This window comes from Enterobacter cloacae complex sp. HYC003_NIDB (assembly GCF_056673375.1).
The window spans coordinates 2039601-2057721 of the sequence record NZ_CP114220.1 but is presented as its reverse complement, the minus strand read 5'-3'; the positions used below and the strand labels follow the sequence as shown (position 1 = coordinate 2057721).

The window sequence follows — 18121 nt, the reverse complement described above, 5'->3', positions numbered from 1 at the left end:
GTTACACCGTCACAACAGGCACTCTTGGCGCCAGCGCGCACATCAATTCATACCCGACGGTGCCCGCCGCAGCGGCCACATCATCAATTTTAACCTCGTTGCCCCACAGCTCAACCGGCGATCCGATGCCCGCCTGGGGACACGGCGTCAAATCGATGGCCAGCATATCCATGGAGACGGTGCCTACCGTGCCCGTGCGCACGCCATCGACCCACACCGGCGTGCCGCTCGGGGCGATGCGCGGATAACCATCTGCATAGCCCCCCGCCACGATACCGATGCGCTGTTCACCTGCTGCCCGATAGCGGCTGCCATAGCCCACCGTATCGCCCGCTTTCAGGGTTTGCACGCCGATAATCTCGCTTCGTAACGTCATCACCGGCTTCAGGCCGCTGTTGGCAATATCCTGCCACTGACCTGAGGGTGACGCGCCGTACAGTACGATCCCCGGACGTACCCAGTTGTAGTGCGCCTCGGGATGCCAGAGCATTGCCGCTGAGTTCGACAGCGAGCGCGGACAGTCCAGACCTTCTGCCGCCTGCTCAATGCGGACCATGGCATCGGCAATGCCGTCCGGCTTTTCCGCATCGGCGAAGTGCGCCATCAGCGTCATCTCACCGACGTTTTTCAGCGCACGAAGCTGCTGCCAGACCGTATGCACCCGTTCAGGCTGGAAGCCCAGACGGTTCATCCCGCTGTTCACTTTGAGATAGATATCCAGCGGGGCATGCAGCTTCGCGTCCTGGATGGCCTTGATCTGCCAGTTACTGTGAACGCTGGTCGTCAGGCGGTACTTATCCAGCAGAGGCAGATCCTGCGCATGAAAGAATCCTTCCAGCAGCAGGATCGGTCCTTTCCAGCCGCGCTCGCGCAGCAGGATGGCCTCTTCCAGATTCAGCAAGGCAAAACCATCGGTGCCGCCGAGCGCACTCCAGATACGGTCGATACCATGACCGTAGGCGTTGGCTTTCACCACCGACCAGACACGAGAACCCGGCGCAGCACGGCGAACAATTTGCAGGTTATCCTTCAGCGCCTGCAAATCCAGCTGGGCCAGAATGGGACGGGACATGACGACTCCTTAATTATGCGCGCCGTGCAGGTGTTGTGGACGCGATGGGGTAAACCCTGATTGATAGCGTGCGGCGCTCAAATCGTCAAACGGAATTGCCGGCGTCCTTCCGGAGATCAGGTCGCTCAGCAGCTGGCCCGAACCGCAGGCCATGGTCCAGCCAAGCGTGCCGTGGCCGGTGTTAGTCCACAGATTTTTGTATGGTGTACGGCCCACAATCGGCGTGCCGTCCGGGGTCATTGGGCGCAGGCCGGTCCAGAACGTCGCCTGCTCAATGAAGCCGCCGCGCGGGAAGAGATCGCCCACGACCATCTCCAGCGTTTCACGACGCGGTTTGAGCAGCTCGGTATTGAAGCCCACGATTTCCGCCATGCCCCCGACGCGGATCCGGTTATCGAAGCGGGTGATGGCGATTTTGTAGGTTTCATCAAGAATGGTCGAGACCGGCGCGCCGCTGTCCTCTTTCACCGGGATGGTCAGGGAGTAGCCTTTCAGCGGATAGACCGGGATATCCAGGATCCCTTTCAGCATCGCGGTTGAGTAGGAGCCAAACGCCATCACGTAGGCATCGGCTTTAATTACCTCCTCCCCACACTTCACGCCGTAAATCTTCTCACCTTCCGACAGCAGTTTGTCGACAGAAGTATTGAAGCGGAATTTCACCCCGGCCTGCTCACACATGCGCGCCAGACGCTGGGTGAATAGCTGGCAGTCGCCGGTTTCATCGTTCGGTAAACGCAGACCGCCCGTCAGCTTATGCGCGACCTCGGCAAGCGCTGGCTCCACCTGCGCCAGCTGGCTGGCTTCCAGCAGCTGATACGGTACGCCCGCATCTTCAAGCACGGCGATATCGCGGGTCGCGTTTTCGTACTGTTGCGCGGTACGGAACAGCTGAAGCGTGCCGCCCTGACGCCCTTCATATTCAATGCCCGTTGAGGCGCGCAGCGCCTTCAGGCAGTCGCGGCTGTATTCCGCCAGCCGCACCATACGCCCCTTGTTTTCCATATAGTGGCGGGTGTCGCAGTTGCGCAGCATCTGCCACATCCATTTAAGCTGGAACTGCGTGCCGTCAAGACTTATCGCCAGGGGCGCATGTCGCTGAAACATCCATTTGATCGCCTTCAGCGGAACGCCCGGGGCCGCCCACGGCGCAGCGTAGCCCGGAGAGATTTGCCCCGCATTCGCCGCGCTGGTTTCCAGCGCCGGACCGGATTCGCGATCGATAACGGTAACCTCATGTCCCGCCTGACTTAAATACCAGGCGCTGGTTACGCCAACGACACCACTTCCCAGTATGACAACACGCATAGCCACTCCATTATGAGCAAAAGAACAATCATCTAATTACAGATTGATAACCTAGTTGAAAATATTATTCAACATATGACTTTTTTATGGTGACTCAACTCACATATCCCGCTGTATCAGGGGATGGCGCTTATTTGGGATCTCCTGCTGCGCGTTATTTTTAACCAGTAGAAAATTCTGTAGGCACCGCTTTTTTTGCCGTATCGAAAACGCGAAATCGCAAAGAAAAAATTTCTGCGCCCCGCGTATTTGAATGGGGTGATCTATGCTTGAAAGGAGGCTCTCCAGTCAGAGAGAGCGACCAACAACGAGGGCGCGCTAATGGCTACACTAGATTCCATGTCCAGGGACAGCACCCGTCTGAGCGATGGACCCGACTGGACCTTCGAGTTGCTGGATGTCTACCTGGCGGAGATCGACCGGGTGGCCAAACTCTATCGTCTGGATACCTACCCCCATCAGATTGAAGTCATCACCTCGGAACAGATGATGGACGCTTACTCCAGCGTCGGGATGCCAATTAACTATCCGCACTGGTCGTTTGGCAAAAAATTCATTGAGACAGAGCGGCTGTATAAGCACGGGCAGCAGGGACTGGCGTATGAAATCGTCATTAACTCTAACCCGTGTATTGCCTATCTGATGGAGGAGAACACCATTACCATGCAGGCGCTGGTGATGGCGCACGCCTGCTATGGACATAACTCGTTCTTCAAAAATAACTATCTGTTCCGCAGCTGGACGGACGCCAGCTCCATCGTCGATTATCTGATCTTCGCCCGCAAATACATTACCGACTGCGAAGAGCGCTACGGCGTGGACGAGGTGGAGAAGCTGCTGGACTCCTGCCACGCGCTGATGAACTACGGCGTTGACCGCTATAAGCGTCCGCAGAAGATCTCATTGCAGGAAGAGAAAGCCCGACAGAAAAGCCGCGAAGAGTATCTGCAAAGCCAGGTGAATATGCTGTGGCGCACCCTGCCAAAACGTGAAGAGGAGAAAACCGTCGCCGAGGCGCGTCGCTACCCTTCCGAGCCGCAGGAAAACCTGCTCTACTTTATGGAGAAAAACGCCCCGCTGCTGGAGCCGTGGCAGCGTGAGATCCTGCGCATCGTGCGCAAGGTGAGCCAGTATTTCTATCCGCAGAAGCAGACCCAGGTGATGAACGAAGGCTGGGCGACCTTCTGGCACTACACCATTCTTAACCACCTGTACGACGAAGGAAAAGTCACCGAGCGGTTTATGATGGAGTTTCTGCACAGCCACACCAACGTGGTATTCCAGCCGGCATATAACAGCCCGTGGTACAGCGGCATTAACCCGTACGCGCTCGGCTTTGCCATGTTCCAGGATATCAAGCGTATTTGTCAGTCGCCCACCGAAGAGGACAAATACTGGTTCCCGGATATTGCCGGTTCCGACTGGCTGGAAACGCTGCACTTCGCGATGCGTGATTTTAAGGATGAGAGCTTTATCAGCCAGTTCATGTCGCCGAAGATCATGCGTGATTTCCGCTTCTTCACCGTACTGGATGATGACCGCAACAACTACCTGGAGATCTCCGCGATCCACAACGAAGAGGGTTATCGCGAGATCCGCTCGCGCCTGTCATCCCAGTACAACCTGAGTAATCTTGAACCGAACATTCAGGTCTGGAACGTGGATCTGCGCGGCGACCGCTCCCTGACGTTGCGCTATATTCCGCACAACCGCGCGCCGCTGGATAAGGGGCGTAAGGAAGTGCTGAAGCATGTGCATCGCCTGTGGGGATTTGATGTGTTGCTGGAGCAGCAGAACGAAGATGGCAGCGTGGAGCTGCTGGACCGGTGTCCGGCGCGGTTGAATACGCTGTAGTTTGTTGCCGGGTGGCGGCTACGCCTTACCCGGCCTACGGGTTTTGTAGGCCCGGTAAGCAAAGCGCCACCGGGCGAAAAAAAACCTCTCAATCGAGAGGTTTTTTATTTTAGCGACTCTGAATCGCTAAATCACCCGGCAGCGTTTTCTGCATCCGGTGCCAGATTTCACCGGAGTCGTGGCCGTAACGACGCACCGTTTCATAGACCTGATCGTGCAGCCCTTCGGTGCAGAGTTTGCTCAGTTTATGGTAGAAGCCGAGCGCCAGGCTGCGGGCTTCAGGGTTAGCAAAGTAGTGACGACCAATGCGCGTATATAACCCTTTCATTCCATTCAGGATCAGACCGTAAACCGGATTGCCGGAAGCAAACGCCAGACCGCGGAACACGTTGTAATCCAGGGTCGCAAAGGCATCCGCGTGGTCTTCCACCTCATTAGCGGTGGCAAGCACTTTCAGCGCATCTTCAGGATGCTGACGAAACGCGGTGCGGATGAAAATGGTGGCGATGTTGGTGCGCACGGAAAGCAGATTATCAATCAGCTGCGGTACGCTTTCGTGGTCGAGACGCGCCAGCGTTTCCAGAATGTTCAGCCCGGACGTTTCCCAGAAGTTGTTCACCTTAGTGGGTTTGCCATGCTGTATCGTCAACCAGCCATCGCGCGCCAGACGCTGGAGCACTTCTCGCAGCGTGGTACGGGTGACGCCAATCAGTTCAGAGAGTTCGCGTTCAGCAGGTAGAATTGATCCCGCAGGGAAACGATTATTCCAGATGCTTTCAATGATGTACTCTTCCGCGAAACCCGCCGGGCTCTGCGCCTTAATGACCATAGTGAGATTTCCATTACACAGCTTTAGCAAATTGCACTCATCATACCAGAGGCGCGCAGAGGCAGATAGCGCAGCAGAGACAGAAAAGAGGGATCGCCGTTTCATTTTTATGAAATTTACAAATGGCTTAATCCCCCGCTCTGCCGCCATTTTTGCGTATACTGATGTCTTGTCTTATTTGACGGGTAAAGGACGTCTGTCGTGGAAATTTCATTTGGGCGCGCGCTGTGGCGCAACTTTTTAGGTCAGTCACCTGACTGGTACAAACTTACTTTACTGGTATTCCTGGTCGTTAATCCCGTTATCTTTTTGCTGGATCCCTTCGTTGCCGGGTGGATGTTGGTCGCCGAATTTATCTTTACCCTGGCGATGGCGCTGAAGTGCTATCCGCTGTTGCCCGGCGGGCTGCTGGCGCTGGAAGCCGTGGTCATTGGAATGACCAGCGCGGAGCATGTTAAAAACGAGATAGCGTCGAATCTTGAAGTCCTGCTGCTGCTGATCTTCATGGTGGCGGGGATCTACTTTATGAAGCAGCTTCTGCTGTTTATCTTCACCCGTTTGCTGCTGAGCATTCCGTCGAAAACGCTGCTCTCGCTGGCGTTTTGCCTCGCCGCGGCCTTCCTCTCTGCCTTCCTGGATGCGCTGACGGTCGTTGCGGTGGTGATCAGCGTCGCCGTCGGCTTTTACGGGATTTACCACCGGGTGGCCTCGTCTCGTCCTGGCGATAACTTGCAGGACGACAGCCACGTTGAGGCGCACAACCGCGATGTGCTGGAACAGTTCCGCGCGTTTCTGCGCAGCCTGATGATGCATGCGGGCGTGGGGACGGCGCTGGGCGGCGTGATGACCATGGTCGGGGAGCCGCAAAACCTGATTATCGCCAAAGCGGCTGAATGGCATTTTGGCGAATTTTTCCTGCGCATGGCGCCCGTCAGCGTGCCCGTGCTGGTCTGCGGGTTAGCCACCTGTGTGCTGGTCGAAAAATTCAACCTCTTTGGGTATGGCGCGAAGTTGCCCGATCAGGTCCGCCAGGAGCTGCATAAGTTTGACGAGCAGAGCCGCAAACAACGCACGCGCCAGGAGACGCTGCGCCTGATTGCACAGGGTTTCATCGGCGTGTGGCTTATCGCTGCGCTGGCCTTCCACCTTGCCGAGGTGGGGCTGATTGGCCTGTCGGTAATTATCCTTGCAACCAGCCTGGGCGGCGTTACGGACGAACATGCTATCGGAAAAGCCTTTACCGAAGCGCTGCCGTTTACCGCCCTGCTGGCGGTGTTTTTCGCGGTCGTGGCGGTGATTATTGACCAACATCTGTTCGCGCCGATCATCGCGTTTGTGCTTCAGGCTACGCCAGATTCGCAGCTAACGCTGTTCTATTTGTTTAACGGTCTGTTGTCCTCTATATCCGATAACGTCTTTGTCGGGACGGTATACATCAATGAGGCCAAAGCCGCGATGGAGCAAGGGATTGTCAGCAGTGAACAGTTCGAGCTGCTGGCGGTGGCGATCAACACCGGAACCAACCTCCCCTCCGTGGCAACCCCGAACGGTCAGGCGGCATTCCTCTTCCTGCTGACCTCGGCGCTGGCACCACTCATACGACTTTCTTATGGAAGAATGGTCTGGATGGCGCTGCCGTATACGCTGGTGCTTACCCTGGTTGGTTTGCTGTGCATCAAAATTACTCTCGTTCCCTGTACGCAATGGTTATTGCAAGCAGGTATACTTGCGGCGCATTAAAATTCGTTTACACTGCGCTGTCTAAGCATGTTCCAGGGAAATGATTATGTTGCGATTTTTGAACCAGTGCTCACGCGGTCGCGGAGCGTGGTTGTTGATGGCCCTGACCGCCTTTGCGCTGGAAATGGTCGCGCTGTGGTTTCAGCATGTGATGGGGCTGAAACCTTGCGTACTGTGTATTTATGAGCGTTGTGCGCTGTTCGGCATTATGGGCGCGGGTCTGGTAGGTGCGATTGCACCTAAATCACCGTTACGCTATGCGGCAATTGCCATCTGGCTGTACAGCGCCGGGAAAGGGATTGCGCTTGCCTGGGAGCACACCCAGATGCAGCTTCACCCGTCGCCGTTTATGACCTGTGATTTTGCCGCCCGCTTCCCGAGCTGGCTGCCGCTGGATAAATGGCTGCCGCAGGTGTTTGTGGCCTCCGGTGACTGCTCTGTACGCCAGTGGGAGTTCCTGACGCTGGAGATGCCGCAGTGGCTGGTGGGCATTTTTGTCGCCTACTTTGTGGTGGCGCTGCTGGTGCTGATTGCCCAGCCGTTCAAACCAAAGAAACGCGATCTTTTTGGAAGGTAAAAGCAAAACGGCAACGTCAGTTTTGTAGATCGGGTAAGCGCAGCGCCACCCGACAAAATTGCGCACAATAAAAAACCCGCCTCGGCGGGTTTTTTATTGTCACCGATTAGGGTGATTCATAATGTGGTCTTCCCAGTCGCGCACCTCGGACTCTTTCACCGCAATGTGGCGCACGGAAATACGTTCACCGTGCATCGCCGCTTTCGACCCCGTCAACAGCGGATGCCATGTGGGCAGATCTTTTCCTTCCGCCAGCAGGCGATACGCGCAGGTATGCGGCAGCCACTCAAAGGTCGGCAGATTTTCACGGGTTAACTTGATGCAGTCCGGCTCATATTCGAAACGGCGCTCATAGTTGCGGCACTGGCAGGTTTTGATGTTTAACTGCTTGCAGGCTACGTTGGTGAAATAGATCTCGTCCGAATCTTCATCCATCAGCTTATGCAGGCAGCACTGCCCGCAGCCGTCACACAACGATTCCCACTCCGCGTCGGTCATGTCGTCGAGAGTTTTGCTTTGCCAGAAAGGAATGTCGTTCATCGGGATGTCCACACGTCAAAATAGAGCGCACCTTATAACGAGTCTGGCACGTTGATGCAAGTTTTGCCGCCCTTTTCAGGCGGCAAGGTGCTTTTACAGCACGCGGGTTTTCAGCGACAGGCCGTTAAAACTGACGTCCAGTTCGTCGCCGCCAAGCAGCGGCCCCACACCTTCCGGAGTGCCGGTTAGGATCACGTCGCCAGGTTTCAGGGTGAAGAAGCGGCTCATGTAGGCAATCAGCGGAACGATCTTATGGATCATGTCAGCGGTTGTTCCCTGCTGGCGGATCTCGCCGTTGACCTTCAGGCTGAGCGGCGTGTTCTGCGGATCGTCGGTAAATTCACTCACCGGAACGAAACCGGAAATCGGGCATGAATTATCAAAACCCTTGGCTTTTTCCCACGGCTGCCCCGCTTTCTTCATTTTGCCCTGGACGTCACGCAGCGTCAGGTCGAGCGCGACACCGTAACCCACAATCGCTTTCTCTACATGCTCTTCAGTTGCCTGGCGCAGCGTCGCGCCGATCAGCACCGCCAGCTCCACTTCATGATGCACCGAGCCCAGTCCCTGCGGCAGAACCAGCGGCTGGCGAATATCGCACAGTGCGGTTTCTGGCTTAATAAACAGAACCGGCTCTTCCGGCACGGCGCTGCCCATCTCCTGAATATGTTTTGCATAGTTGCTGCCCACGCAGACCACTTTGCTGACGGGATAATCCAGTAATGCACCTTGCCAGTTATGATGTTGATACATGGTCGACCCCTAATCGGTTGATGAGTTGTTCCCGGAAAGACCCGGGCTTATTTCTTTCCGCTCAGCTCAAGGTGCTGTTTTAATAAATTCTCCGGTGGCGGCGGAAGCTGTAAATAATAGCCCTGCTCGGTTAACGCCTTTTTGACTTTCTCAAGATCGGCGTTCACCAGCTTCTTACGGCCGTCCAGCGGCAGCAGCATCGCCAGCTGCGGTCGGCCAAAGCTTTTCATTAATTCTTCAGGCACGCGGGAAAAATCGTCTTTCTTTTCGACATAAAGGTAGGTCTGGTCGCGGCTGGTACTTCTGTAGATCACACAAAACATGTTTTTACTCTGAATTAACGGGTGGTTGCTTGCCTCAATATACTCCTGACTATAACATGCCTGATACTCTTCGGAATATCGCGGCGATGTGTTGCGGTTAATAGCAAATTGAGTAAGGCCAGGATGTCAAATACGCCCATCGAGCTTAAAGGCAGTAGCTTCACCTTATCAGTGGTTCATTTGCATGATGCAAAACCCGAGGTTATTCGTCAGGCGTTAGAAGACAAAATCGCGCAGGCTCCCGCTTTTCTTAAGCATGCTCCTGTCGTCGTCAATGTAAGCGACCTTGAGGGGCCGGTTAACTGGAAGCGACTCCAGCAGGCCGTCGTCTCCACGGGGTTGCGCATCGTGGGTATTAGCGGCTGCAAAGACGCAGAGTTAAAAGCCGAAATTGAACGCGCGGGTTTGCCCTTGTTAAACGAGGGCAAAGAAAAAGCTCCGCGTGCAACGCCTGCAACCGTTCCCGCTCCCCCGCCTCCGGCGCAAAATGTAGCCCCAGTCACAAAAACGCGATTGATTGATCTGCCGGTTCGTTCCGGTCAGCGCATTTATGCGCCAAACTGTGATCTGATTGTTACAAGCCACGTCAGTGCGGGCGCAGAACTGATTGCAGATGGCAATATTCACGTTTACGGTATGATGCGTGGGCGTGCGCTTGCGGGCGCCAGCGGCGATCGAGAAGCACAAATTTTTTGTACTCACCTGACGGCAGAACTGGTGTCTATCGCAGGTGAATATTGGCTGAGCGATAAAATCCCAGCCGAATTTTATGGCAAAGCGGCCCGTCTGCAACTGGCAGATAACGCTTTGACCGTTCAACCGTTAAATTGATCCCTTTTAACAAGGAATTTCTATGGCACGCATTATTGTTGTGACTTCGGGTAAAGGAGGCGTTGGCAAGACCACCTCCAGCGCGGCCATCGCTACTGGTTTGGCCCAGAAGGGAAAGAAAACCGTCGTAATCGACTTCGATATCGGTCTGCGTAACCTGGACCTGATCATGGGTTGCGAGCGTCGCGTGGTGTATGACTTTGTGAACGTCATTCAGGGCGATGCCACCCTTAACCAGGCGCTGATTAAAGATAAGCGTACCGAGAACCTCTACATTCTTCCGGCGTCTCAGACCCGTGATAAAGACGCGCTGACTCGCGAAGGCGTGGAAAAGGTGCTCGACGATCTGAAAAAGATGGAGTTCGACTTCGTGGTCTGCGACTCCCCGGCCGGTATCGAAACCGGCGCGCTGATGGCGCTCTACTTCGCGGATGAAGCCATCATCACCACCAACCCGGAAGTCTCGTCAGTACGTGACTCCGACCGTATTCTCGGCATTCTGGCCTCGAAATCCCGCCGTGCGGAAAATGGCCAGGAGCCAATCAAAGAGCACCTGCTGCTAACCCGCTACAACCCGGGCCGTGTGAACAAAGGTGACATGCTGAGCATGGAAGACGTGCTGGAGATCCTGCGCATCAAACTGGTTGGCGTGATCCCGGAAGATCAGTCCGTGTTGCGCGCCTCTAACCAGGGCGAGCCCGTGATCCTAGATACACAGGCAGACGCAGGTAAAGCGTATGCGGATACCGTTGACCGTCTGCTGGGAGAAGAACGTCCTTTCCGCTTCATTGAAGAAGAGAAGAAAGGTTTCCTCAAACGCCTGTTCGGAGGATAAGTTATGGCATTACTGGACTTTTTTCTCTCGCGGAAAAAAAGCACCGCCAACATCGCAAAAGAACGTCTGCAAATCATTGTGGCGGAACGTCGTCGTAGCGACGCCGAACCGCACTACCTGCCGCAGTTGCGCAAAGACATTCTGGAAGTGATCTGCAAATACGTGCAGATTGACCCGGAAATGGTCACCGTTCAGCTGGAGCAAAAAGACGGGGATATTTCGATTCTGGAGCTGAACGTGACGCTTCCGGAAGCGGAAGAGTCGCGTTAATCCATTTGTGGTTTTGTAGGCCGGGTAAGCATCACGACGCCCGGCAATTTCCCCGGTGGCGCTGCGCTTACCGGGGCTACAATTCTTTAGCGCGGATACCCTTCCAGCAGGGTATTCAGGCGTTCGGCCATCAGTTCCCCCCGCCATCCGGCGACCAGTTCCGGTAAACCATTTTGCGGTTTCAACTTCCAGTGCCAGTTCAGCAGCTGGTTAATCTGACGACGTGAAGCCAGCAGTTCGGCACTCAGTTTGCTTTCCCCCGCCACCGTCTGCACCAGCGCTTTGATGTCTTTGAACGCCTTGCGGTAGCCCGGCATATCCATCAGGTTAAGCAGCGGTTCTGGCAGTGCGTCCTCTGGCAGCTGCTGAGCTTTCTCTACCAGCGCGAGCAGCGTTTTACCGTGGAAACGGATCTCACTTCCGGAAAGGCCAATGCTGTCCAGCTCACCAAGGCTACCCGGCATATAGCGCGCCACCGCCCACAGGTGTTCTTCACGCACCACGAAGTTAACCGCCAGATCGCGCTCACGCGCTTTACGCAGACGCCAGTCAGCCAGCAATTGCAGACAGGCCAGTTGACGGGTGCGCAGCTGCCAGGCGTTGGTGATGTCACGCCAGGCTTCTTTCGGATCAACCACTTCCTGACGACGCTGCTGCGTCATGCGGCACTCGTCCAGTGCGGCAGACAGCCAACCGGACGCCTCAGCCTCTTTCATGAGCTGGCCGGCAATCGGTAGCAGATAAAAGACGTCTGCCGCGGCGTATTCAAGCTGACGCGCCGTCAGCGGGCGCGCAAGCCAGTCGGTACGCGATTCGCTCTTATCCAGCGTCAGACCGGTGTACTCTTCCACCATCGCCGCAAAACCCCAGGAGAGCGGACGACCGCTGAACGCCGCGAGGATCTGGGTATCAATCAGCGGCTGCGGCATGATGCCAAAGGTGTTGAGAAATACTTCCAGATCTTCACTGCCCGCGTGCAGATATTTGGTCACGGCGGTATCCAGCAACAGCTCGCGCATTGGCGCCCAGTCGGTAATGCCGAGGGGGTCAATCAACGACACGTGTTTGCCGTCATACATCTGAATCAGACCCAGCTGCGGATAGTACGTTCGGGTGCGGACAAATTCCGTATCCAGGGCGATAGCGGGAAATTCACGCGTCACCTCGCACAGCGAAGCCAGCTCGTCGTTGGTTGTGATCATCTGGTAATTCAAATCGGACTCTCTTTTGTTTGCGCCCATAAAAAACGCCGGATTAACCGGCGTCTGGGCGATTAACGTGAAGCTCAGGCCTTATTGTCCACTTTGGCACGGGCTTCGTCACGTAATTCTCGTCGTAATATCTTCCCGACGTTGGATTTCGGCAGCTCATCCCGGAATTCCACCAGCTTCGGCACTTTATAGCCCGTCAGCTGACGGCGACAAAACGTTATCAGCGCATCCTCGGTCAGAGAAGGATCTTTCTTGACCACAAATATCTTCACCGCTTCACCGCTGCTGCCGGAAGGAACGCCCACCGCCGCCACTTCCAGCACGCCGCTGTGCTGCATCACCACGTCTTCGATTTCGTTCGGATAGACGTTGAACCCTGACACCAGGATCATATCTTTCTTGCGATCGACGATGCGCAGGAAGCCTTCGTCATCCATCACCGCGATGTCGCCCGTGTGCAGCCAGCCGTCTTTGATGATCTCATCCGTGGCATCCGGACGTTGCCAGTAGCCCAGCATCACCTGCGGCCCTCTGACGCACAGCTCTCCTGGCTCACCGTGAGGCACTTCGTTATCCTCATCATCCACCAGTTTTGCTTCCGTCGACGGGACCGGCAGACCGATACTGCCGCTGTGATAGTCGATATCATGCGGGTTAACGCTGACCAGCGGGGCGCACTCCGTCAGGCCATAGCCTTCCAGCAGATATTGCCCGGTGAGTTTCACCCAGCGCTCGGCAACCGCCTGCTGAACCGGCATCCCGCCACCCGCAGAGAGGTGCAGCGTGGAGAAATCGAGCTGCTGGAACTCTTTATTGTTAAGCAGCGCGTTAAACAGGGTGTTCACGCCGGTCATGGCGGTGAACGGGTATTTCGCCAGCTCTTTGACCAGCCCCGGAATGTCGCGTGGGTTGGTGATCAATACGTTTTGACCGCCAAGCTCAATAAACAGCAGGCAGTTCATGGTCAGCGCAAAAATGTGATACAGCGGAAGCGCGGTGATCACCAGCTCCTTGCCCGGGTGCAGCAGCGGCCCGTAGGTGGCATTAACCTGCTCAAGGTTCGCCAGCATATTTCGGTGGGTCAGCATCGCCCCTTTCGCCACGCCGGTGGTACCGCCCGTGTATTGCAGAAATGCCAGATCCTCAGACACGATCTCCGGCTTCACGTACTGCATCCGGTAGCCCGCATGCAGGGCGCGGCGGAAGGAGATGGCATCCGGCAGGTGGTATTTCGGCACCAGCCGCTTAACGTATTTAACGACAAAGTTGACCAGCGTACCTTTCGCGGTAGAGAGCTGGTCGCCCATGCGCGTCAGGATGACGTGCTTAACCTGAGTTTTTTCAACGACTTTTTCCAGCGTGTGGGCAAAGTTGGAGACAATCACAATCGCCGCCGCGCCGCTGTCATTCAACTGATGTTCCAGCTCGCGCGGGGTATAGAGCGGGTTAACGTTAACCACAATCATCCCTGCCCTGAGGATCCCGAACAGCGCCACCGGGTATTGCAGCAGGTTTGGCATCATCAGCGCGACGCGATCCCCTTTCTGCAAGCCCAACCCTTCCTGTAAATAGGCCGCAAACGCCCGGCTGCGCTCTTCCAGCTTACGGAAGGTCATCACTTCGCCCATATTCACAAATGCAGGCTGGTCAGCGTAGCGCCGTACCGAGTGTTCAAATAATTCAATCAGGGATTGATAACGGTCAGGATTGATCTCCGCAGGGACATCCGCGGGATAACGGTTAAGCCAAACCTTTTTCAATGCATCACCTCTGAAATGAGTGTTCGTCGTCATCACAGCCCCGATAATAAACAGTTTGTTAACATTATATTAACTCAGCGTACCAGTTTATTAATTGTTCAGATTGCAGGTTGCGAAGCGCGTCACTCTTTTTTTTCGTTTTATCCGTAGAAAAACAGAGACAGCGGCTGAGCCGCTGTCTCTTTCCTAACAATAACAGTAAGTTACTCAGTTACGATTGTTTGAACCTGTGCAGGGCCTGGATTGTACCAACCCCAGCCACCGTAGCCGTAACGATACGGATGCGGTCCCCACATCCACGGATCGATTGGCTGTGGCGGCATCACCACCTGCTGGGCGATACGCCAGCGTTTGTAGCCGTTCACCTGCATGGTCATAAATTTGTATGGCGTATTGCCGATTTTCCCCGCCACCGAACCGGTAATCGGCCCGACGACGGTCACCAGCTGCCCGCGGAAATCTACCGGATCGAGGAAGCCGCTGACGTCAGCGTAGATCCGCCCGCGCGAGGCTTCACCCAGAACAGGCCGCGCGCCGTCGTCCAGCGGGACAGTGGCAATCTCCAGTCGGGTTTTACCCTGCTGGTTTATCACTTCAACCACCTTGCCGCCAAACCGCGCTTCCTGCCCGACATACAGCTCCGGGGCATTCATCACGCGTACCAGATCCTGCTGTGGCGTCGGGCTGGTGCCCTTGATCGCATCAGGAACGGTGACGCACCCGCTCAGTGCTATGGCAACCGCGCCTGCCATAAGAAAGCGTACAACTTTAGTCTGAACCGCCATGATGCGACTCCTTTTTCTCAGTTCCTGTTACTGAGATTCACTCGCGGCCAGGAAGTTTCTTCCACGCGACGGTGTTTCGTAAATAAACCGGTTCAGCATGTTCAACCGCCACGGTTTTTCCTGCGGCAAGTAGCTGACAGGCAATCGGCAGCATATCTTCTGCGGCGGGCAGGAGCATGTTACCGTCCACCAGCGTAAGGCCGGTGTCCTTCGCCATCTCAGGCCATGCCGGCCAGCCGGTTCCGACCGTCGCCCACTCACCGGAGAGCTGCTTCAGGCGCCCGGTGACGGCTTCAGGTTTAAGCACCGCTTCCGTCTCTTCGCCGTGCCAGACGCCGTTTTCGTCACGGGTGTACTCCGCCCAGTAGACTTCCCCCATGCGGGCATCAATCGCAGCCAGCACGCGGGTGGCCCCGGTCATGCGCCAGGCGCCCTGAGCCATGGTCGCAAGCGTTGAGACGCCGATCATCGGCAGGTCAGCGCCCAGCGCCAGCCCCTGCGCAATGCCAATCCCGATACGTACGCCCGTAAAGCTGCCCGGACCACGGCCGTAGGCCAGCGCGTCGAGGTCAGTCAGGGCGGTGTTGCCCTCGGTTAAAATGGTTTTTACCAGGGGCAGAATACGTTGGGTGTGTTCCCGTGGGCACTCTTCGAAATGAGCAAAAGTCGTACCGTCGTTCCACAGGGCAACGGAACAGGCCTCTGTCGCGGTATCAATAGCCAGAATTCGCATCAGTCGTCGCGCTCTCGCAATGGTCAGTCACAAAATGGCGCGCATCTTAACACACTCCGGGAAGAATTACTCCGCCGTCGGGTTCGCCAGGAAGCGGACCGCGCGTTTAATATCCCGCGTGCGCGGCGCGGGCGGCAGGCTGGCGAGGAAGGTGGCGCCGTAGGGACGCATCACCAGGCGGTTGTCGCAGATCACCAGCACCCCGCGGTCGGTGACGTCGCGGATCAGTCGCCCTACCCCCTGTTTAAGCGTGATGACCGCGTCCGGCAGCTGGACGTCGTCGAACGGATCGCCCCCGCGCAGACGGCAATCCTCCATGCGCGCTTTCAGGAGCGGATCGTCCGGCGATGTGAACGGCAGCTTATCGATAATCACCAGCGAGAGCGTATCGCCGCGCACGTCCACCCCTTCCCAGAAGCTGCTGGTCGCCACCAGCAGGGCATTACCGGCGCTGACAAACTGCTGGAGCAGCTGGCCTTTGCTGGTTTCCCCCTGCAACAGCACCGGTAGCGTCATGGTGGCGCGGAACTGCTCGGCCAGTTCGCGCATCATGGCGTGTGAGGTGCAGAGCATAAAGCAGCGCCCGTTGTTGGCCTCAATCATCGGCTTCAGCATGGCCGCCAGATGGCGCGCCGCGCCCGGCTGGTTAGGCAGCGGCAGATTGCGCGGCACGCACAGCAGCGCCTGTTTCTCATAGTCGAACGGGCTCGGCAGAAGCAGGGATTCCGCCTGCTCAATGCCGAGGCGCTCGGTAAAGTGGTGCAGATCGTCATTGACCGACAGCGTGGCCGAGGTAAAGACCCAGGTGCCGGGCTTTTGCGCCATCACCTCTTTGAATTTATCAGCAACGGTCAGCGGCGTGAGCGCCAGGGTGAAGTGGCGCGAGGTACATTCGTACCAGTAGCTATAGCCCGGCTGGTTGATCTCTTTCAGCCGCTTCAGCCGCCCACGGTAGAGCGTGGCGCGCTCGAAAGCGGCGTCCAGCAGCGCTGAACGTCCGAGGGACAGCTTCACCACGTCGTAACAGAGTTCAAGGGCATCATCGAGCAGCAGCAGCGCGCGCTGGATATTTTTGTCTGCGAGCAGTTCGCGCAGGTTGCCGCGATAGCCCGGCTCGCCAAGCTGTAAGCGGAAATCCTGTGCGCATTGCGCCAGGCGGTCCGCGCACTTCTGCAACTGCTGGGTATCTTTGAGTTCGGTGCGATAGGCAATGGTAATATCTTTCGCCAGATCCTGAAGCTGACGGCTGGAGAGCGACTGACCAAAATACTGGCTGGCGATGTCCGGTAGCTGATGGGCTTCATCGAAGATCATCACCTCCGCCTCCGGGATCAGCTCGCCGAAACCACTGTCCTTGACCACCATATCCGCAAGAAACAGGTGATGGTTCACCACCACCACGTCGGCGTCCATCGCGGTTTTACGCGCTTTCACCACAAAACAGTCCTTATACAGCGGGCAGTCGCTGCCGAGGCAGTTGTCATTGGTGCTGGTCACCAGCGGCCAGGCCGGGGAGTCTTCCGGCACGCTCGCGCAGGTGCTGATGTCCCCCTCCTCCGTCTGGTTGGCCCAGGCGCGCAGGACGATCACATCGCTCAGGGTTTGTACCGGCAGGTCGCCGCCCGCCAGCGCCTGCTGTTCAAGGCGCTCCAGACACAGGTAGTTAGAACGCCCTTTCAGCAAGGCCAGACGCCCTTTGTATTTCAGCGCTTTCGCCACCGTGGGTAAATCGCGGCTGTAGAGCTGATCCTGGAGCGCTTTTGATCCCGTAGAGATGATCACCTTCTTTTTCGCCCGCAGCGCAGGAGCGAGGTAAGCATACGTTTTCCCCGTACCGGTGCCGGCCTCCACGACCAGCGGCTGCGCCTTGTCGATGGCGTGCGCGACGGCATGCGCCATCTGACGTTGGGGTTCGCGCGGTTTAAAGCCGGGAATAGCCTGTGCTAAGTGACCTTCTGGGGAAAAATCGTCTGCCACGGTGTTCTCTCACTGTATTTTTGCACAGGGATTATGTCAGCCCCTTCTCTCCGGTGCCACCCCAAATAGTGACGACGGCGGAACATTGTGGCAGTCTTGCCGCCTGACGACGAAAGATAACGAGGATACGTTTATGACAATTACGCGCATTGATGCCGAAGCCCGCTGGTCTGATGTGGTGATCCACAACCAGACGCTGTACTACACCGGCGTCCCTGCCAATCTGGACGCTGACGCCTTCGAGCAGACCGCCAACACCCTGGCGCAGATCGACGCCGTACTGGAAAAACAGGGCAGCGATAAATCCCGCATTCTGGATGCGACGATTTTTCTGGCGAATAAAGACGATTTCGCGGCGATGAATAAAGCCTGGGATGCGTGGGTGGTGGCGGGTCACGCGCCTGTACGCTGCACCGTACAGGCCACGCTGATGAAACCGGAATATAAGGTTGAGATCAAGATTATCGCGGCAGTGTAAGCCGGTTATTCTTCATCTTCATCCTCAAAGCGCGCCACGATCCGCTCGCCGGTATGGGTGGCGCGAAGTTCTTCCGCGACCTGGGAAATTGCCTGTCCGCTGCTCATCCCCTGGGACATCAGCTCCTGAATACGTTCAACGGCTTTCTGCTGTTGGTCATGGCTGAGAGAAGGTAAACCTGCAAACATCGTTAACTCCTGCTAAATTATTCGCGCTAATTATTTCACGCTGCCCGGTAGTATGCC

At 56.4% G+C, this 18121-nt stretch carries 19 protein-coding genes; 7 read left to right on the top strand and 12 right to left on the bottom strand.

Going from position 1 to position 18121, the window contains the following annotated elements:
• Nucleotide 1: 1 nt before the first annotated feature.
• Together dadX and O1722_RS09675 are read right to left on the bottom strand one after the other, a co-directional pair.
• Nucleotides 2-1072, bottom strand: coding sequence for a catabolic alanine racemase DadX (dadX, locus tag O1722_RS09680; protein WP_033486819.1), 1071 nt, complete (start codon nucleotides 1070-1072; stop codon nucleotides 2-4).
• A gap of 9 nt (nucleotides 1073-1081) precedes the next feature.
• Entirely contained in the window at nucleotides 1082-2380 is a 1299-nt protein-coding gene (locus O1722_RS09675; RefSeq protein WP_015570317.1) for a D-amino acid dehydrogenase, read from the bottom strand.
• Between the two features lie 321 nt (nucleotides 2381-2701).
• Between O1722_RS09675 and O1722_RS09670 the strand changes: the two genes are divergently transcribed.
• Complete coding sequence (locus O1722_RS09670; RefSeq protein ID WP_017384314.1) at nucleotides 2702-4234, top strand: SpoVR family protein; 1533 nt, start codon at nucleotides 2702-2704, stop codon at nucleotides 4232-4234.
• Nucleotides 4235-4343: 109 nt separating this feature from the next.
• Here the strand turns inward: O1722_RS09670 and fadR are convergent, their stop codons facing one another.
• On the bottom strand, nucleotides 4344-5063 hold the full coding sequence (gene fadR / locus O1722_RS09665) for a fatty acid metabolism transcriptional regulator FadR (RefSeq protein ID WP_015570315.1): 720 nt from the start codon (nucleotides 5061-5063) through the stop codon (nucleotides 4344-4346).
• A gap of 201 nt (nucleotides 5064-5264) precedes the next feature.
• Between fadR and nhaB the strand changes: the two genes are divergently transcribed.
• Both nhaB and dsbB read left to right on the top strand, forming a co-directional pair.
• Nucleotides 5265-6803 (top strand): Na(+)/H(+) antiporter NhaB, encoded by a 1539-nt coding sequence (nhaB, locus tag O1722_RS09660; RefSeq protein ID WP_017693269.1) that lies wholly within the window; start codon nucleotides 5265-5267, stop codon nucleotides 6801-6803.
• 46 nt (nucleotides 6804-6849) lie between these two features.
• Nucleotides 6850-7380: a disulfide bond formation protein DsbB gene (gene dsbB, locus O1722_RS09655; protein WP_017693268.1), complete on the top strand. Its 531-nt coding sequence runs from the start codon at nucleotides 6850-6852 to the stop codon at nucleotides 7378-7380.
• A 99-nt stretch (nucleotides 7381-7479) separates the two neighbouring features.
• Here the strand turns inward: dsbB and O1722_RS09650 are convergent, their stop codons facing one another.
• From O1722_RS09650 to O1722_RS09640, 3 genes are all read right to left on the bottom strand, one after another.
• Nucleotides 7480-7920: a YcgN family cysteine cluster protein gene (locus tag O1722_RS09650; protein WP_015570314.1), complete on the bottom strand. Its 441-nt coding sequence runs from the start codon at nucleotides 7918-7920 to the stop codon at nucleotides 7480-7482.
• A gap of 93 nt (nucleotides 7921-8013) precedes the next feature.
• Nucleotides 8014-8673: a fumarylacetoacetate hydrolase family protein gene (locus tag O1722_RS09645; protein ID WP_033486817.1), complete on the bottom strand. Its 660-nt coding sequence runs from the start codon at nucleotides 8671-8673 to the stop codon at nucleotides 8014-8016.
• 47 nt (nucleotides 8674-8720) lie between these two features.
• Nucleotides 8721-8996 carry a YcgL domain-containing protein gene (locus O1722_RS09640; protein WP_033486816.1) on the bottom strand — a complete coding sequence of 92 codons (276 nt, stop codon included), beginning with the start codon at nucleotides 8994-8996 and terminating at the stop codon, nucleotides 8721-8723.
• A gap of 123 nt (nucleotides 8997-9119) precedes the next feature.
• Here O1722_RS09640 and minC point away from each other — a divergent pair, with 123 nt between their 5' ends.
• From minC to minE, 3 genes are read left to right on the top strand one after another with little or no spacing between them, the layout of a single operon-like run.
• Complete coding sequence (gene minC / locus O1722_RS09635; RefSeq protein ID WP_015570311.1) at nucleotides 9120-9827, top strand: septum site-determining protein MinC; 708 nt, start codon at nucleotides 9120-9122, stop codon at nucleotides 9825-9827.
• 22 nt (nucleotides 9828-9849) lie between these two features.
• Nucleotides 9850-10662 (top strand): septum site-determining protein MinD, encoded by an 813-nt coding sequence (minD, locus tag O1722_RS09630; RefSeq protein WP_003859938.1) that lies wholly within the window; start codon nucleotides 9850-9852, stop codon nucleotides 10660-10662.
• Between the two features lie 3 nt (nucleotides 10663-10665).
• Entirely contained in the window at nucleotides 10666-10932 is a 267-nt protein-coding gene (gene minE / locus O1722_RS09625; RefSeq protein WP_003859937.1) for a cell division topological specificity factor MinE, read from the top strand.
• 86 nt (nucleotides 10933-11018) lie between these two features.
• Here the strand turns inward: minE and rnd are convergent, their stop codons facing one another.
• The 5 genes from rnd to yoaA all read right to left on the bottom strand — a co-directional run bounded on the left by rnd (nucleotide 11019) and on the right by yoaA (nucleotide 17398).
• The gene (gene rnd, locus O1722_RS09620) at nucleotides 11019-12134 is read right to left on the bottom strand and encodes a ribonuclease D (protein ID WP_122959317.1); all 1116 of its coding nucleotides are present in this window, start codon (nucleotides 12132-12134) and stop codon (nucleotides 11019-11021) included.
• An 83-nt stretch (nucleotides 12135-12217) separates the two neighbouring features.
• Nucleotides 12218-13903 carry a long-chain-fatty-acid--CoA ligase FadD gene (gene fadD, locus O1722_RS09615; RefSeq protein ID WP_003859933.1) on the bottom strand — a complete coding sequence of 562 codons (1686 nt, stop codon included), beginning with the start codon at nucleotides 13901-13903 and terminating at the stop codon, nucleotides 12218-12220.
• 203 nt (nucleotides 13904-14106) lie between these two features.
• On the bottom strand, nucleotides 14107-14688 hold the full coding sequence (locus O1722_RS09610; protein ID WP_023303883.1) for a Slp family lipoprotein: 582 nt from the start codon (nucleotides 14686-14688) through the stop codon (nucleotides 14107-14109).
• A gap of 37 nt (nucleotides 14689-14725) precedes the next feature.
• Nucleotides 14726-15421 carry a tRNA (adenosine(37)-N6)-threonylcarbamoyltransferase complex dimerization subunit type 1 TsaB gene (gene tsaB / locus O1722_RS09605; RefSeq protein WP_015570308.1) on the bottom strand — a complete coding sequence of 232 codons (696 nt, stop codon included), beginning with the start codon at nucleotides 15419-15421 and terminating at the stop codon, nucleotides 14726-14728.
• Nucleotides 15422-15487: 66 nt separating this feature from the next.
• On the bottom strand, nucleotides 15488-17398 hold the full coding sequence (gene yoaA, locus O1722_RS09600; RefSeq protein WP_033486814.1) for a DNA repair helicase YoaA: 1911 nt from the start codon (nucleotides 17396-17398) through the stop codon (nucleotides 15488-15490).
• Nucleotides 17399-17531: 133 nt separating this feature from the next.
• Between yoaA and O1722_RS09595 the strand changes: the two genes are divergently transcribed.
• Nucleotides 17532-17876 (top strand): RidA family protein, encoded by a 345-nt coding sequence (locus O1722_RS09595; protein ID WP_003859927.1) that lies wholly within the window; start codon nucleotides 17532-17534, stop codon nucleotides 17874-17876.
• Nucleotides 17877-17881: 5 nt separating this feature from the next.
• Here O1722_RS09595 and O1722_RS09590 read toward each other — a convergent pair whose 3' ends face one another.
• The gene (locus tag O1722_RS09590) at nucleotides 17882-18064 is read right to left on the bottom strand and encodes a YoaH family protein (protein WP_003859925.1); all 183 of its coding nucleotides are present in this window, start codon (nucleotides 18062-18064) and stop codon (nucleotides 17882-17884) included.
• Nucleotides 18065-18121 lie beyond the last annotated feature (57 nt).

Excerpts from the sequence above, each read along its gene's own strand:
- O1722_RS09645 (WP_033486817.1), bottom strand. The coding sequence starts at position 8,673 with ATGTATCAACATCATAACTGGCAAGGTGCATTACTGGATTATCCCGTC.
- rnd (WP_122959317.1), bottom strand. The coding sequence starts at position 12,134 with ATGATCACAACCAACGACGAGCTGGCTTCGCTGTGCGAGGTGACGCGT.
- O1722_RS09590 (WP_003859925.1), bottom strand. The coding sequence starts at position 18,064 with ATGTTTGCAGGTTTACCTTCTCTCAGCCATGACCAACAGCAGAAAGCC.
- minC (WP_015570311.1), top strand. The coding sequence starts at position 9,120 with ATGTCAAATACGCCCATCGAGCTTAAAGGCAGTAGCTTCACCTTATCA.
- O1722_RS09610 (WP_023303883.1), bottom strand. The coding sequence starts at position 14,688 with ATGGCGGTTCAGACTAAAGTTGTACGCTTTCTTATGGCAGGCGCGGTT.
- tsaB (WP_015570308.1), bottom strand. The coding sequence starts at position 15,421 with ATGCGAATTCTGGCTATTGATACCGCGACAGAGGCCTGTTCCGTTGCC.
- fadR (WP_015570315.1), bottom strand. The coding sequence starts at position 5,063 with ATGGTCATTAAGGCGCAGAGCCCGGCGGGTTTCGCGGAAGAGTACATC.
- dadX (WP_033486819.1), bottom strand. The coding sequence starts at position 1,072 with ATGTCCCGTCCCATTCTGGCCCAGCTGGATTTGCAGGCGCTGAAGGAT.
- O1722_RS09670 (WP_017384314.1), top strand. The coding sequence starts at position 2,702 with ATGGCTACACTAGATTCCATGTCCAGGGACAGCACCCGTCTGAGCGAT.
- minE (WP_003859937.1), top strand. The coding sequence starts at position 10,666 with ATGGCATTACTGGACTTTTTTCTCTCGCGGAAAAAAAGCACCGCCAAC.
- O1722_RS09650 (WP_015570314.1), bottom strand. The coding sequence starts at position 7,920 with ATGAACGACATTCCTTTCTGGCAAAGCAAAACTCTCGACGACATGACC.
- dsbB (WP_017693268.1), top strand. The coding sequence starts at position 6,850 with ATGTTGCGATTTTTGAACCAGTGCTCACGCGGTCGCGGAGCGTGGTTG.
- O1722_RS09640 (WP_033486816.1), bottom strand. The coding sequence starts at position 8,996 with ATGTTTTGTGTGATCTACAGAAGTACCAGCCGCGACCAGACCTACCTT.
- O1722_RS09675 (WP_015570317.1), bottom strand. The coding sequence starts at position 2,380 with ATGCGTGTTGTCATACTGGGAAGTGGTGTCGTTGGCGTAACCAGCGCC.
- O1722_RS09595 (WP_003859927.1), top strand. The coding sequence starts at position 17,532 with ATGACAATTACGCGCATTGATGCCGAAGCCCGCTGGTCTGATGTGGTG.
- minD (WP_003859938.1), top strand. The coding sequence starts at position 9,850 with ATGGCACGCATTATTGTTGTGACTTCGGGTAAAGGAGGCGTTGGCAAG.